At 71.3% G+C, this 15,288-nt stretch carries 13 protein-coding genes; 3 read left to right on the forward strand and 10 right to left on the reverse strand.

Annotated features, from left to right (window positions below):
• The first annotated feature begins 71 nt into the window (after positions 1-71).
• Positions 72-1,196: a Glu/Leu/Phe/Val family dehydrogenase gene (locus VOI19_RS02405; RefSeq protein WP_323791358.1), complete on the forward strand. Its 1,125-nt coding sequence runs from the start codon at positions 72-74 to the stop codon at positions 1,194-1,196.
• Between the two features lie 123 nt (positions 1,197-1,319).
• Here the strand turns inward: VOI19_RS02405 and VOI19_RS02410 are convergent, their stop codons facing one another.
• From VOI19_RS02410 to purF, 3 genes are all read right to left on the reverse strand, one after another.
• Complete coding sequence (locus VOI19_RS02410) at positions 1,320-1,496, reverse strand: DUF3073 domain-containing protein (protein WP_323791359.1); 177 nt, start codon at positions 1,494-1,496, stop codon at positions 1,320-1,322.
• 158 nt (positions 1,497-1,654) lie between these two features.
• On the reverse strand, positions 1,655-2,731 hold the full coding sequence (purM, locus tag VOI19_RS02415) for a phosphoribosylformylglycinamidine cyclo-ligase (protein WP_323791360.1): 1,077 nt from the start codon (positions 2,729-2,731) through the stop codon (positions 1,655-1,657).
• 9 nt (positions 2,732-2,740) lie between these two features.
• Positions 2,741-4,291, reverse strand: a complete 1,551-nt coding sequence (purF, locus tag VOI19_RS02420) for an amidophosphoribosyltransferase (protein ID WP_323791361.1) — start codon at positions 4,289-4,291, stop codon at positions 2,741-2,743.
• 83 nt (positions 4,292-4,374) lie between these two features.
• On the opposite strand from purF, the gene VOI19_RS02425 reads away from it, so the two are divergent.
• Entirely contained in the window at positions 4,375-6,177 is a 1,803-nt protein-coding gene (locus tag VOI19_RS02425; RefSeq protein WP_323791362.1) for an ATP-binding protein, read from the forward strand.
• Positions 6,178-6,300: 123 nt separating this feature from the next.
• Here the strand turns inward: VOI19_RS02425 and VOI19_RS02430 are convergent, their stop codons facing one another.
• The 5 genes from VOI19_RS02430 to VOI19_RS02450 all read right to left on the reverse strand — a co-directional run bounded on the left by VOI19_RS02430 (position 6,301) and on the right by VOI19_RS02450 (position 12,420).
• On the reverse strand, positions 6,301-6,780 hold the full coding sequence (locus VOI19_RS02430) for a (2Fe-2S)-binding protein (protein WP_323791363.1): 480 nt from the start codon (positions 6,778-6,780) through the stop codon (positions 6,301-6,303).
• Positions 6,781-6,801: 21 nt separating this feature from the next.
• Positions 6,802-9,162: a molybdopterin cofactor-binding domain-containing protein gene (locus VOI19_RS02435; RefSeq protein WP_323791364.1), complete on the reverse strand. Its 2,361-nt coding sequence runs from the start codon at positions 9,160-9,162 to the stop codon at positions 6,802-6,804.
• A 171-nt stretch (positions 9,163-9,333) separates the two neighbouring features.
• Positions 9,334-10,527 carry a helix-turn-helix domain-containing protein gene (locus VOI19_RS02440; protein ID WP_323791365.1) on the reverse strand — a complete coding sequence of 398 codons (1,194 nt, stop codon included), beginning with the start codon at positions 10,525-10,527 and terminating at the stop codon, positions 9,334-9,336.
• 40 nt (positions 10,528-10,567) lie between these two features.
• Positions 10,568-11,929 carry a dipeptidase gene (locus VOI19_RS02445; RefSeq protein ID WP_323791366.1) on the reverse strand — a complete coding sequence of 454 codons (1,362 nt, stop codon included), beginning with the start codon at positions 11,927-11,929 and terminating at the stop codon, positions 10,568-10,570.
• A gap of 98 nt (positions 11,930-12,027) precedes the next feature.
• Complete coding sequence (locus VOI19_RS02450) at positions 12,028-12,420, reverse strand: sterol carrier family protein (RefSeq protein ID WP_323791367.1); 393 nt, start codon at positions 12,418-12,420, stop codon at positions 12,028-12,030.
• Between the two features lie 66 nt (positions 12,421-12,486).
• Between VOI19_RS02450 and VOI19_RS02455 the strand changes: the two genes are divergently transcribed.
• Positions 12,487-13,335 carry an SCO6745 family protein gene (locus VOI19_RS02455; protein ID WP_323791368.1) on the forward strand — a complete coding sequence of 283 codons (849 nt, stop codon included), beginning with the start codon at positions 12,487-12,489 and terminating at the stop codon, positions 13,333-13,335.
• Between the two features lie 25 nt (positions 13,336-13,360).
• On the opposite strand, the gene VOI19_RS02460 is transcribed toward VOI19_RS02455, so the two are convergent.
• Positions 13,361-14,239, reverse strand: coding sequence for an alpha/beta hydrolase (locus VOI19_RS02460; RefSeq protein ID WP_323791369.1), 879 nt, complete (start codon positions 14,237-14,239; stop codon positions 13,361-13,363).
• Positions 14,236-15,288 (reverse strand): AIR synthase related protein (locus VOI19_RS02465; protein WP_323791370.1); only part of this gene is annotated, 1,053 nt, incomplete at its 5' end. The genes VOI19_RS02460 and VOI19_RS02465, both read right to left, overlap by 4 nt.

The raw sequence follows: 15,288 nt of genomic DNA on the forward strand, positions 1-15,288 counted from the left end.
CGATCTACCCCTGCGGACCACCGAGACCACACACCCCGTGGTCGCCCGACCGACCGAACGGACAACCTCCGATGAATGCACCCACCTCCCCGAGCCAGCAGGCCTCGGCCGCCCGCGTCGAGCCCGACGTGTTCGAGGCGGCCGCCGAGCACGAGCAGGTCGTCTTCTGCAACGACCCCGCCACCGGACTGCGCGCCATCGTCGCCATCCACTCGACCGCCCTCGGCCCGGCCCTCGGAGGCACCCGCTTCCACCCCTACGCCTCGACCGCGGATGCCGTGGCCGACGTCCTCGACCTCTCCCGCGGCATGTCCTACAAGGCTGCGCTGGCCGGGCTGGACCTCGGCGGCGGCAAGGCCGTCATCATCGGCGACCCCTCGTCGTTGAAGTCCGAGGCCCTGCTGCGGGCCTACGGACGCTTCGTGCAGTCGCTCAACGGGCGCTACTACACCGCCTGCGACGTCGGCACGTACTCCGCCGACATGGACCACGTCGCACGCGAGTCGTCGTTCGTCACCGGCCGCACCGTCGCCAACGGCGGCGCCGGTGACAGCTCGGTGCTCACGGCGTACGGCGTCTTCCGCGGCATGCAGGCGGCCGCCGAGGCCGCGTGGGGCGACGGCGCCACGCTCGGGGGCCGTCGGGTCGGGGTCGCCGGCGTCGGCAAGGTCGGGCGTCACCTGGTCGGGCACCTGCTCGACAGCGGCGCTCGCGTCGTGGTGACCGACGTGTGGTCACCGGCGGTCGAGCGCCTGCGGGAGGAGCACCCGGAGATCGAGGTCGCCGACTCCACCGACGAGCTGCTCGCCGGACCGCTGGACGTCTACGCGCCGTGCGCGCTGGGGCACGCCCTGACCGACGAGGTGGTCGAGACCCTGACAGCGAGCGTCGTGTGCGGGGCCGCCAACAACCAGCTGGCCCACCCCGGCGTCGAGAAGGCCCTCGCGGCCCGGGAGATCACCTACGCGCCCGACTACTGCGTCAACAGCGGCGGGCTGATCCAGGTCGCCGACGAGCTCGAGGGGTTCTCCTTCGAGCGCGCCAAGCAGCGCGCGGACGGCATCTACGACACCACCCGCGAGGTCTTCGCCCTCGCAGCCTCCGACGGGGTCCCCGCTGCAACTGCCGCCGACCGCCTGGCCGAGCGCCGCATGCGCGAGGTCGGCCGGCTGCGCGGCCTGTGGCTGGCGCACTGACACTGCTGCGGACACACGTGTGAGGTCGCCGCCTCGAGGGCTCTGAGAGCTCTCGGGGCGGCGACCTGCACGTAGTTCGTGAAGCCTCGCGTCAGTCGCGCGGCGACCTACCCGGCGACCGGGTCAGTCGCGTGAGCGCTCGTCGAGGTCGGCCCACTCGTCGGGCACTTCGGCACGATCATCGGCGGACTCACCACCGTGAAGCTCTCGTGCCAGTGCCCCGAAGTCCGTCTCGTGGGTCTGGTACTTCAGGTCGCGAGCGACCTTCGTCTGCTTGGCTTTCGCTCGGCCGCGGCCCATAGGGTCCAGCCCCCTCGCACACTCGGCCGGACGCCGCAGGGCGGTCCGGGCTTCTTCAACGTCAGTATCGTGGTGCTAACGCTACCTGGTGTCTGTCTGTTCCGGCACTCCGGCTCGAAGTTAGCCCCGATCGAGCCCCAGAACAGGCCTACCGCGGCTCACCAGCCGGGGTGCTGGCCCATCAGTCGCACCGTGGCGTCCTGGTCGGGGTCGACGTCGACCTCTCCCAGCACCCACGCCTTGATCCCGAAGCCCTCGAGCAGGTCGATGGAGGCGTCGATCGACTCGGGGGCCGAGACCGCGACCATGCCGACGCCACAGTTGAGCGTGGCCTCGAGGTCGGGCTGGTCGACGCCACCGACCTGGCGCACCAGGTCGAAGATCGGGGCCGGGTTCCAGGTGCCGCGCTCGAGCGTGGCGCGCAGCTCGGCCGGCATCACGCGGGCGAGGTTGGCCGCGAGCCCACCGCCGGTGATGTGCGACATCGCGTGCACCTCGGTGGCCTCGGCCAGCGCCAGGCAGGCCTTGGCGTAGATGCGGGTGGGCTCGAGGAGCTCCTCGCCCAGGGTGCGGCCCAGCTCGGGCACGTCGCGGTCGAGGGCCCAGCCGGCCTTCTCGAGCAGCACGTGGCGCACCAGCGAGTAGCCGTTGGAGTGCAGCCCGGAGGCCGCCATGGCGATCACGGCGTCACCGGGGCGGACCCGGCCGGGTCCGAGCAGCTTGTCGGCCTCGACGACGCCGGTGGTGGCGCCGGCGACGTCGTACTCGTCGGGGGCCAGCAGGCCGGGGTGCTCCGCGGTCTCGCCACCGATCAGCGCACAACCGGCCTCGAGGCACGCCTCGGCGATGCCCTTGACGATCGCGGCGATCCGCTCCGGGACGACCCGCCCGGTCGCGATGTAGTCGGTCATGAAGAGCGGCTCGGCACCGCAGACCACCAGGTCGTCGACGACCATCCCGACGAGGTCGTAGCCGATCGTGTCGTGCACGTCCATCGCCTGCGCGATCGCGACCTTGGTGCCGACGCCGTCGGTCGAGGTCGCGAGGAGCGGGCGGGTGTAGCGCGTCAGGGCGGAGGCGTCGAAGAGCCCCGCGAACCCGCCGAGCCCCCCGATCATCTCGGGCCGACGGGCCTTGTCGATCCAGACCTTCATCAGCTCGATGGCCGTGTCGGCCGCCTCGATGTTGACCCCGGCGTCGGCGTAGGAGGTCGACTCGGGAGAGGTGTGCGCCATGGTGGCCCCTTACGGGTTGTTGAGGACGGGCAGCGCCTTGCCGAACGTCGGGGTCGACAGGGAGGTCTCGAGGAGGTGCTTGCCGAGCTGGCTCTCGTCGGGGAGCTCGATCGGGTACTCGCCGGTGAAGCAGGCCTTGCAGAGCGAGTCGGACGGCTGCCCGGTGGCCTCGATCATCCCGTCGAGGGAGATGTAGCCGAGGCTGTCGGCCCCGACGCTGGCGGCGATCTCGTCGGCGTCGAGGCCGTTGGCGATCAGCTCGGCCCGGGTGGCGAAGTCGATGCCGTAGAAGCAGGGCCACTTGACCGGCGGGCTGGAGATCCGCACGTGGACCTCGAGCGCCCCGGCCTCGCGCAGCATCCGCACCTGGGCGCGCTGGGTGTTGCCGCGCACGATCGAGTCGTCGACCACGACGATCCGCTTGCCACGGATCATGTGCTCGAGTGCGTTGAGCTTGAGACGGATGCCGAGCTGGCGCAGGGTCTGGCTGGGCTGGATGAACGTGCGGCCGACGTAGGCGTTCTTGACGAAGCCCTGGCCGAACGGGATCCCGCTCTCCTCGGCGTAGCCAGAGGCAGCGGGGGTGCCCGACTCGGGGACCGGCATCACCAGGTCGGCCTCGACGGGGAACTGGCGAGCGAGCTCGCGGCCCATCTCGACGCGGGCCTCGTGGACGCTGCGTCCGGCGATCCGGGCGTCGGGGCGCGCGAGGTAGACGTACTCGAAGACGCACCCCTTGGGCTCCGGCTCCGCGAAGGTGTGCGAGCGCAGGCCCTGGTCGTCGATGACGATCATCTCGCCGGGCTCGACCTCGCGGATCACGCTGGCACCGATCGTCGCCAGGGCGGCGTCCTCGCTGGCCACGACCCAGCCGCGGTCGAGGCGACCGAGCACGAGTGGCCGGATGCCCTGGGGGTCGCGGGCGGCGTACAGGGTGTTCTCGTTCATCCAGACCAGCGAGAAGGCGCCGCGCAGCATGGGGAGCACCTCGAGGGCGCGCTCCTCGAGCGTGCTGTCGGGGTGGTGCGCGAGGAGCGCGGTCACCAGGCCGGTGTCGTTGGTCGACGACTCGAGGTCGCGGGCGTGGATGTCGAGCTCGCCGGTCTCGCTCGGCAGGTCCTGGACGGCCTGGGCGAGGTCGTGGGTGTTGATGAGGTTGCCGTTGTGACCCAGGGCGATCGAGCCGTCGGCAGTCGGGCGGAACGTCGGCTGGGCGTTCTGCCAGGTGCTGGCACCAGTGGTGGAGTAGCGGGAGTGACCGATCGCGAGGTGACCCTTGAGCGAGTCGAGCGTCGTCTCGTCGAAGACCTGCGAGACCAGGCCCATGTCCTTGTAGACGAGGATCTGACGCCCGTTGCTGACCGCGATGCCGGCCGACTCCTGGCCGCGGTGCTGCAGGGCGTAGAGACCGAAGTAGGTCAGCTTGGCGACGTCCTCCCCCGGCGCCCAGACCCCGAAGACGCCACAGGCGTCCTGCGGACCCTGGTCCTGGGGGTCCAGTGCGGCCGTCAGGCGACCGTCGCCACCGAGACGTTGTCCACGACTACTCAGGTAGGGCACGGCCCCAGTCTAGGAGATCACCCGCCTGGTGCCCGCATCCGCCGTAACATGGGACCCACCCCCGCTGACCGAAGGCTTCCCCCGTGACACTCGACGCCCACACGCCCCGTGTGAAGCAGTTCGACGTCACCACGTGGTCGGACGCGGCGGCTCGCGGCACGCTCCAGCTGATCGCCGAGTCGGTCGCGCAGATGGTGCGCTTCGAGGTCGCCAACATCAGCGCCGTGCTCGACGGGATCCTCTACTCGGTCGCCATCGAGGGCGGGGAGGAGGTGAAGGTCGCGGTCACCGGCCTGCGCACGCCGATCCACTACGTCCTCGACGAGCTCGAGCTGGCGGACGACTGGGGCCGGTTCAAGTTCGTGCCGCACGAGCGGATGGCCGAGGACGACCCGTTCCGCTGGATCCCCGAGTTCGTGCCGGGCGAGGGTGCCGACGCCTGGCACCCGCACGACGCCCTTCTCGCACCCCTCTACAGCGTCGCCGGTGACCTGCAGGGCCTGCTGTCGATCGACCTCCCGATCAGCGGCGCTCGCCCCGACGCCACGCAGCGCAACCTGCTCGAGCGCTACGCCGCGCAGGCCGAGCGAGCCCTGCAGAACGCCTTCGAGCGCGAGGCCCTGGCCCAGCGACTCCGCCTCACCGAGGCGGCGCGCCGGGTCGTGCAGCTCGCGGTGTCGCGACCCGACATCGACGTCGCGCTCGACGAGTGCCGACCAGCCCTGCTCGACGGCTTCCGCGCTGACGACGTCCTGATCCGCACCTACGGCGACGAGCTCGCCGGCAGCGGGGGCACCGCACCGCGCCAGGTCCCCGAACGCCTCCGGCAGCAGCTCCGCGAGCTTGCGCACACCTACTGGGCCTCACAGCGGGTCGCGATCCTGCACCCGGGTCGCGAGGAGAGCGAGGCACTGGAGCCCGAGCAGCACGCCGCACTGCTCGCCGCGCTCCGCGGTCTCGGTCACGCCTCCGGCATGCTCGTGCCGCTCGGGGTCGGCAGCCGGTGCCTCGGTCACCTGATCCTGCTCCGCTCCCACGACGACCTGCGGTGGACGACCGACGAGCAGGTCGGCGCCCTCGAGGTCGCCCGCGACATCGGGCACGCCGTCCTCGCCTCGCGCAACCTGATGCGCGAGCAGCGCCTGGTCGCCGAGCTGCGCGAGCTCGACACCTACAAGACCCAGCTGCTCTCCACGGTCTCGCACGAGCTGAAGAATCCGCTGGGCGCCATCACGGGTCACCTCGAGCTGGTCGTCGCCTCCGAGGACCTGTCGCGCGACATGCTCTTCTCCCTGGGGGCCATGGGGCGGGCCACCACCCGGATCACGCGGGTCGTCGAGGACCTGCTAACGCTGGCCAAGCTCGAGGACCCCGACGCCCGCGAGAGCGCCGCCGAGCTCGACCTGTGTCCGGCGCTCGTCGCCGCGGTGGACTCCACTGCGTTCCTGGCCTCCCAGCGGGGGGTGCGGGTCAGCCTCGAGCTGCCGGACGCGCCGCTCCTGGTGTCCGGCACACCCGAGGGCCTCGAACGGGTCTTCGCCAACCTGGTCAGCAACGCCGTGAAGTACACGCCCCGCGACGGGAGCGTGACCCTGGAGGTCGCGACCACCGAAATCGACCCCGACGTCGAGGTGGGCCGCTCCGGGTCCGAGGTCGTGGTGAGCGTCACCGACGAGGGCATCGGCATCTCGGCCGAGGACCAAGCGCACCTGTTCGACGAGTTCTTCCGCTCGACCAACCCGGCCGCCCTGGCCGAGCCCGGCACCGGCCTGGGCCTGGCGATCTCGGCCCGCATCGTGGAGACCCTCGGGGGTCGGATCGAGGTCGACTCGATCCTCGGCGAGGGCAGCACGTTCCGTGTCGTCCTCCCCGCTCCCCGGGCCTGAGCAGCCGGCCCGACGCGACCTGACGCGACCTGGCGCAAGGACGCCGAAGACGTGGGAACAGGTCGCGACGCGGCTTGGGGGGGGTGTCGCGCGCCGCGACCTGTGATCAGGGGTGCCGTCTCGTCACGGCATGTTGCGAGCGCCCTCCTCGACGGCTTCGCGGATACGGGCGTAGGTGCCGCAGCGACAGATGTTGCGGATGTCGTCGAGGTCCGACTCGCGCAGGGTGCGTCCCTCGCGCCGTACCTTCTTGACGGTGGCGACCGCGGCCATGATCTGGCCCGGCTGGCAGTAGCCGCACTGGGCGACGTCACGGTTGATCCACGCCTGCTGCATCGGGTGCAGCTCCTCCCCGACGGTGTCGGGAAGTCCCTCGATGGTGGTGACCTCGTCCTTCTTCTTCAGGTCACCGACCTTGACCGAGCAGGGGTTGAAGGCCTTGCCGTTGATGTGCGAGGTGCACGCCTTGCACACGTTGATCCCGCAGCCGTACTTGGGGCCGGTGACCCCGAGCAGGTCGCGCAGGACCCAGAGGACGCGGACGTCGTCGTTCACGTTCACCGTGACGGGCTTGCCGTTGAGGATGAAGGTCTGCTTGGGCATCGCTGTGGTCTCCTTCGTCTCTCAGTAGGTGAACTTGAGGCCGTTGGTGGGCGACTTCGGCACGGGCGGCACGAACGTCTTGGGCTTGAACGAGATGTCGGCGTGGTTGATGGGGAAGTACGTCGGCACCTCGCCGGTCGCCCGGGCGTAGGCGCACGCCACGGCGGCAGCCGAGGCCGGCACGCCGGCCTCGCCGGCGCCACCCGGCTGGTCGACACCGGGATCCATGATGTGCACGTCGATCGAGGTCGGGACGTTCCACTGCCGGGGGTAGTAGTAGTTGTCCCAGCTGGCCTCGAGGAACTTGCCGTTGCGCAGGTGACAGCTGCTCGTCAGGGTCAGGGCCATACCGTCCATGAAGCCGCCCTGCATCTGCGCCTCGAGCCCACGCGGGTTGATGACCAGGCCGGCGTCGACCGCCATCACGACCTTGGTGACGCGAGGACCGGTCACCGCGTTGAAACGCTGGCGGTTGACGGTGCTCGGCCGGGTGTCGATCTCGACGAGCACGGCCGTCGCACCCTTGTACTCCTTGTGGACCGCGATGCCCTGGGCCCGGTGGGCAGGCATCTTGCGACCCCAGTTGCCCTCCTCGGCGACCTTCTCGAGGCAGGCGCGGGTGCGGTCGTCCTTGATGAACTTGAGCCGGAACTCCAGCGGATCCATCTTCATCTTCTTCGCCATCATGTCGATGACGAGCTCGCTGGCGACGGCGGTGTCGGGCGAGTAGATGTTGCGCATGCTGCCGGTGTTGAACCGGTCGTCGGTCTCGTTGAGCAGCTGCGTGACGGCACCGAAGTTGTAAGGCAGCTCCTGGGTGAGGGCGAAGATCGTCTGGGAGAACCCGAAACCACCGAGCGCACGACCGACCTCGGTCGGTGCCTCGTCGATCGTCGAGGTGATGATCTCGCCGAGCCCGTGGCTGAAGTCGGTGACGACGCTGGTGTTGCGCTGCTCGAAGCTGAGCACCTCACCGGCGAGCATCGTGGCGCGGATGCGCGAGGTGCACATCGGGTGCAGCCGGCCCTGGCGGGGCTCGTCGGCGCGGTGCCACATCAGGCGCACCGGCTTCTTCATCTTCTTCGAGACCTGGGCCGCCTCGATGGCGGCGTCACTGAACAGCTTGTGCCCGAAGGAGCCGCCGCTGGTGATGACGTTGACCTTGACCTGGTCCTGGTTCATCCCGAGCGCCTGGGCGATGTTCTGCTGGGCCAGGATCGGGACCTTGAGGCCGGCCCAGATCTCTGCGGAGTCCTCTCGGACGTCGGCGATCGCGCAGTTGGGCTCGAGCGCAGCGCTGCTGCGGAAGGCGAAGGTGAAGTCGGCGTCGACCTGCTGGGCGAGGATCGGGACGCTGGGCACGACCATCGGCAGCTCGGCGCGGCGCAGGCCGGCGAGGATCGTCTGGTCGGACTCACCCTCGGCACTGCCGTCCTTCCACACGACCTCCATCTCGCGGATCGCGTCGATGCACTGGCCGAACGTGCGGGCGCGGACGGCGATGCCCGTGGGCACCTTGACCACGTGCGTGACGCCGGGCATCCGCTTGATCTTCTTGCGGTTCTTCAGCCGCTTCGGCGTGCCGTTGAGCGTGGGCGCGCGGCAGATCATGGTCGGCAGCGCACCGGGGATGTCGAGGTCCATCGAGAACTGCTTCTGGCCCGTCACCGCGGCCAGGGCGTCGTCGCGGTTGTGGGGCTTGCCGACCACCTTGTGCTCGGAGGTCGCCTTGAGCGCGACCTCGACCTGCTTGGTCGAGGAGCTGGCGGCCTTCGTGGCGAGCTCGCCGTAGGTGATCGTGGACCCGTCGGGCGCCTCGATCAGGCCCTCGAAGGTGCGCAGGCGCGCCACGGCGTAACCGAGCTCGATCGCGGCGGCGTCGAGCAGGGCGTTGCGCGCGATCGCGGCCGCCACCCGGATCGGGGTGTAGGTCGACACGGTCGTGTTGGACCCGCCGGTGAGCTGGTTGAACATCAGCTCGGGACGAGCCGGCGCGAGGCTGACCTTCACCTTCGAGACCGGCAGGTCGAGCTCCTCGGCGAGGATCATCGCGGTCGAGGTGGTGATGCCCTGGCCGACCTCGGCGCGAGGGATCGCGAAGGAGGCGGTGCCGTCGGAGTTGATGGTCACCGAGATCATCGCGGACGTCGGGAGCGCGGCGTCGGTCTGGAGGTCCTCGAGGTCGTAGAGCTCGGGGATCTGGGGGGCGGAGGGGATCACCGCGGACGCGCGCTGCGGGGTCGCGAACTCGGCGGCTGCGATCAGGGTCGTGCCGCCGACCACGTAGCCGAGGAAGTGCCGGCGTCCGAGCCCGGAAGGCGTCGTACCGGCGCCGTCGTTGTGCACGCTGTCAGTGCTGCTCGTCGTGTTCGAGACCGACATGTCGACACCTCGTGTTCCTGCCCGCACCCCGAAGTGGGCTTCGGCGTTGATGCGCGAGCACGGCCAACTGTGTCACCCATCACAGGCAAATTTAATGCCCTGTGTGCTCACCATCACGCCGCCAAGTCTGTGCAATCCGCACACCGTCACCTACCCCGGCGCAGGCGACCTTCAGCGGGCCAGGCGGAGCCGCCAGGCGCGCAGCGCGAGGTCGAGATCGACGGGCACGGCCTCGTCGGCGAGCCGGTGCCCGGTGAGCTCGGTGAAGCGGTGCAGCCGGTTGGCGACGGTGTTGCGGTGGCAGTGCACCACCGCGGCGGTGCGGGTCGCCGAACCGCCGGAGGCGACCCAGGCGAGCAGGGTGTCGGTGAGAGCCCGTGACTCCCCCTGCGCCAGCGCGAGCACCGGACCGAGCCAGCGCTCCACCAGGCGTGAGGCGACCTCCGGAGAGCCCAGGAGCAGCGCCTCGGGGAGCCGGTCGTCGAAGCGCGCCAGGCCGGTGACCTTGCCCTGGGCCCGCAGCGCGAGGGACGCCTGCACGTAGCCCTGCTCGACCGCGCTGAGCCCGCGCAGCACCGAGGAGACCCCCAGGGAGCCCTCGACCGTCGAGGCCAGGCGGTCGAGGGCGACCAAGACCTCGCGCGGGGAGTCGTCACGCAGCGCGACCAGCCCGACCACGTCGGCAGTACGTCGTACCCAAGCCGTCGCGTGGGGCGCCAGCGCCTGCTCGGCCGTGCGCAGCCGCAGCTCGGTCGCGACGACGACCACCAGCTCGGCGTCGGCGGGCAGGTCGAGCAGCAACGAGGCCTCCCGGGCGAACCCCGGCTCGCGGGCGCGACCGCCGAGCACGCCCTCCCACAGCTCGGCGCGCTGCTGCTCGTCGGCGCGCACGAGCGTGAGCTCCTGGTGGTGGTAGGCCGTGGCGACCTGGCCGGAGGTCGCGTCGACGACCTCCCACAGCAGGGTGCCGATCTCTCGGACCTCGGCGGCGTCGAGAGTCGACTCGCCCTCGACCACGAGGTCGTCCCAGATCAGGCGCCCGCCAATGCGGAACGAGCGCAGCACGTCGGCGAGTGCGAGGCCCTGCTCCGCACGCCGCCGGCCCGTCTCGCGGGCGGCGCCGTAGATCGGCTCGTCCTCGGGAGGGAGGCCGTCCTGACCGAGCGCGTCGCGCAGCATCTGGAGGATCCGGTCGATGTTGTCGTGACAGGAGTGGCGCAGGTCGTCACGGGTCACCGTCGAGCTCGCCTGGTAGGAGGCGTTGTCGCGCACGATCGTGTCGACCAGACGGTCGGTGATCGCCTCCACCCGCTGCGAGCGGTGCTCGGCGAGGAAGGCGAGGGTCGACTCGCGCGCGGCGGGCATCAGCGGGCGTCGGTCTCGGAGGTGGACGGTCGGATCGGACTCACGACCCCAGGTTGCGGAGCAGGAACGCCTCGGCCAGCACGACCTTCTCGAACTCGCCGAGGTGCAGGCCCTCGTTGGCCCCGTGGGCGCGGGTGTCGGGGTCCTCGACGCCGGTCACCAGCACGCTGGCCTCCGGGAACGCCTCGAGGAACTCGGCGATGAACGGGATCGAGCCGCCCACGCCCATGTCGACGGGCTCGGTGCCGTCCCAGGCCTCGGCGAACGCCGCGCGGGCGGCGTCGTACGCCGGACCGGTGGCGTCGATCTGGGTGGCCTCGCCGGTGTCGCTGGTGACCATCGTGAGCTGCGCGCCCCACGGCACGTGCTGCTCGAGGTGGCGGCGCAGGGCGGCCTCCGCGCTCGCGGTCGTGTCGCCGGGGGCGATGCGCATGCTGAGGCGCGCACGGGCCGCGGGGACGAGGGTGTTGGAGGCGCCCTGGACCTTGGGGGCGTCGAGACCGGTGATGCTCAGCGAGGGCTTGGTCCACAGCCGCTCGACGACCGAGTCGCTGCCGATCCACTGGACGTCGGGGTGGGCCCCGGACTCGGCGCGCAGACGCTCCTCGGGGTACTCCACGTCGGCCGCGGGGCCGCTGTGCAGGCCCTCGACCGCGACGTTGCCGGCGTCGTCGTGCAGCGAGGCGATGAGACGGCTCAGGGCCATCAGGGCGTCGGGCACGAGCCCGCCCCACATGCCCGAGTGGACGGCGTGGGTCAGCGTGCGGACCTCGACGTCGATGCGCACGAGGCCGCGCAGGCTGGTGGTCAGCGCGGGCACGCCGATGTCCCAGTTGCCGGAGTCGGCGATCACGATGACGTCGGCGCGCAACGCCTCCTGGTGCTCCTTCAGCAGGGCCGGGAGCGACTCGGACCCGACCTCCTCCTCGCCCTCGATGAACATCGTCACGCTCACCGGCAGGTCGTCGCCGTACACCCGCAGCGCCCCGAGGTGGGCGGCGATGCCGGCCTTGTCGTCGGCGGCACCGCGCGCGAAGAGCCGTCGTCCGCTGGGCGAGTCTCGCTCGGTGGGCTCGAAGGGCGCGGAGTCCCAGTCGGCGTGGTCGTTCTCGGGCTGGACGTCGTGGTGGGCGTAGAGCAGGACCGTCGGCGCTCCTGCAGGGCCGGGCTTGTGGGCGATCACGGCCGGCGCGCCGCCGTCGGCGCTGACGATGTCGACGCTCGCGAAGTTCTCGGCCCGGAACAGCTCGGCCACGGCCTCGGCGCTGCGCTGCACCTCGGCGGCGCGCTCGGGATCGGCACTGACGGACTCGATCCGCACGAGGTCCTCGAGGTCCTGGCGGATGCCCGGGAGGAGGTCGTTGACCGCACTGCGGATGTCGTCGCTGGTCTTCGCACTCATGGTCGCAATCTATCCGGTGGGGCCATGTCGGTGCGTCCGCGGTAGTCCCTGTCGAAGTGGCCCCTCCCGCGGCACTCCAGGGGCCATTTCGTCCGGGACTAGCCCGATCGGTGGCCCGGTCGGTGGCCCGGCGGGTGGAGCGGGAGGTACGACGTCAGGTCGGTGCGCTCGCCGGACGCGGTGACCACGCCGCGGGCGACGGCGTCGCTCCAGGCCAGCGTGCCGGAGGCGAGGCCGATCCACGTGAGGGCGTCGGTCTCGATGACTGCCGGCGGGGTGCCGCGGGTGTGCCGGACGCCGGGGATCACCTGCACGGCGGCGTACGGCGGCACGCGCACCTCGACCGACGCACCCGGGGCGCGCGACTCGAGCACCGCCATGAAGTGCTTGACGAGCAGGCGCAGGTCGCTGCCCTCGGCCTCGTCGTCGGCCACCCGGGCCAGGCTGACAGCGACGTCCACGGGGTCGGCGATACGCAGGCGAGCAGGCACCCGGTGATGCTAGTCAGCGACCGCGCGCCCTCCGGCGCCGGAGGGGCCGGGGTGTACAACAGGCCCATGGACCCACACCTCTCCGGACGCGCCGCCCGCCAGCTCGAGACCCTCCACGCGATGTGCTATTTCATCCCCGAGGTGGAGACCGAGCTCGTCGGGCTCGGCATGCGCCCGGGCCGCGCGAGCTACTTCGCGCAGCGCTCGGCCGCGATGGGTCGCGTCGGCGCCGGACCGGTCGTGTCGTCGTTCTACGTCTTCAACCCGGCGATGGTCGCCAAGCTCGTGCCGGCCTGCTGGGACGCCGTCGAGCCCGAGGCCGTCCTGGCCGCGCGGCTGCGCGCCGTCGACGCGGGCTACCGCCGCCTGCTCGGCGACGAGGCCCTGAGCGACCCCGGCCTGGCCGAGGCGGCCGACCTGATCCGCGGGGGTGTCGCCGCGTGCGACCCCGGCGGCCGGGCCCTGTACGCCGCGCACGCCGACCTGGCGTGGCCCGAGGAGCCCCACCTGGCGCTGTGGCACGGACTGACCCTGCTGCGCGAGTACCGCGGCGACGGCCACGTGGCGGCCCTGCTCTCGGCCGGGCTCAACGGCATCGAGTCCCTGGTCTCCCACGTGGCCACCGGCACCGGCTTCACCGTGCCGGCGGCGCAGGTCACCCGCGCGTGGTCGGAGGAGCAGTGGGCCGCCACGTGCGCCTCGTTGGCCGAGCGCGGGATCCTGGATGCCGACGGCGCACTGACCCCCGAGGGCGAGGCCCTGCGGCTCTCGGTCGAGACCGCCACCGACGAGCTCGGCGCCGCACCCTGGGACGCCATCGGCGAGGACGGCGTCAAGCGCCTCAAGGAGGTCGGGATGCCGCTGGTGAAGGGCATGCTCGCAGGCGGGGTCTTCCCCGCCGGCGTCTTCGCCTGAGCCCTCGGCCTCGACCCCGACCGGGTCAGGCGATCGTGTCGAGGATCGCCAACGTGCGTGACCACGTCTCGGAGGTCACGTCGATGACGACGAAGTGGTCGCCGCCCTCGATCGTGACCAGCTCGGCCGTGCCGCCTGCGGCGCCGGCGGCGGCGACGTACTGCTCGGACTGGGAGTAGGGAACGTTGGCGTCGTCGGTGCCGTGCAGGCACCACACGGGCTGCTCGAGCGGCACTTGCTGCTGCGGGTCGAGGGGCACGTCTTCCGGGCCGGGTGCGTGGCCGAGCAGGTCGGCGACCGCGCCGGCACCCAGGTTCGCGGCGTCGGCACCGACGAGGTCGAGGACGCCGGCCTGGCTGATCACGTGCGTGACGTCGACCCCGCCCTCCCATGCCGGGTAGCGGCCGCGCGAGGCCGCCCACGTCGCCAGGTGACCGCCGGCGGAGTGCCCGAGCGTGATCACGGTCGAGGTGTCGACGCCCAGGTCGGCCAGCTTGTCGATGCCGGCCGCGACGTCGTCGAAGGTCTCGGGATTGCCCCCGCCCCCGCCCACACCGGTGCCGGTACGGCGGTACTCCAGGTTCCAGGCCGCCCACCCCGCAGCCGCGAGGCTCGTGGCCAGCGGTGCGCCCAGGGTCAGGTCGTACTGGTCACGCCAGAACCCGCCGTGGATGACCACCACCACGCCGCGCGGGGTGCCCTGGGGCAGGTAGAGGTCGCCGTACTGGCTGGGGTCCTCGCCGTAGGTGATCCGCTCCACCGATCGGTCTCCGTCCGTGCTCGTGGGGTCGGCCGCCGAGACCCCCGGGGTGCTGCTCGTCGTGGTCGCGTCCCGGGAGCAGGCTCCCAGCGCGGCCACGAGACCGGCGGCCGAGAGCCCGAGGAGCCCTCGGCGCGCGATCACGCCAGGGCGAGCGGGAGGGTCTTGGTCCAGGTCGAGCGCAGCTCGAGGAGGTTGACCTCGAAGGCACCCTCGATGCTGAGCACGTCACCGCCGGTGGTGCCGATCTCGGTGGCGGGGACGCCGTGCTCGGCGGCCAGCGCGACCAGGCGCTCGACGTCGTCGTGCGGCACGGTCACGACGCACCGGCCTGCCGACTCGGAGAACAGGGCCACGAACGGGTCGTCGACCACCGAGGTCAGGTCGACCGTGACGCCGCACATGTTGCGCAACGACGACTCGACGAGGGTCTGCGCGAGACCGCCGTCGGAGAGGTCGTGGGCACTCGTGACGAGTCCGACCGCCGCGTGCAGGAGCTCGGCGAGCGAGCGCTCGGCGGCGAGGTCGACCCGCGGCGGCAGGCCACCGAGGTGCTGGTGCACGACGTGGGCCCACTCCGAGCCCGAGAGCTCCTCGCGGGTCGCGCCGAGCAGGACGACGGTCTCGCCGAGGTCGTCGCCCTCGACGGAGCGCCAGGCCGTCGGCGTACGACGGGTGACGTCCTCGATGACGCCGAGCACGGCGACCACGGGCGTGGGCAGGATCGCGGTCTCGCCGGTCTGGTTGTAGAGGCTGACGTTGCCGCCGGTGACGGGGATGCCGAGCTCGAGGCAGGCGTCCTTGAGGCCGCGGCAGGCCTCGGCGAACTGCCACATCACGTCGGGGTCCTCGGGCGAGCCGAAGTTGAGGCAGTCGGAGATCGCCAGCGGGACGGCGCCGCCGGTGGCGACGTTGCGGTAGGACTCGGCGAGCGCGAGCTGGGCGCCGGTGTAGGGGTCGAGCTTGGCGAAGCGACCGTTGCAGTCGGTGGAGACCGCGACCCCGAGGTTGGTCTCCTCGTCGACGCGGATCATGCCCGAGTCGGAGGGCTGGGAGAGCACCGTGTTGCCGCGCACGTAGCGGTCGTACTGGTCGGTGATCCACGACTTGTCGCAGAGGTTGGGGCTGGCCACGAGCTGGAGCAGGGTCTCGCGCAGCTCGTGAATCAGCTCGCGCTGACGCTTGGTCAGATT

Source organism: Nocardioides sp. (genome assembly GCF_034670285.1).
Taxonomy (GTDB): domain Bacteria; phylum Actinomycetota; class Actinomycetes; order Propionibacteriales; family Nocardioidaceae; genus Nocardioides.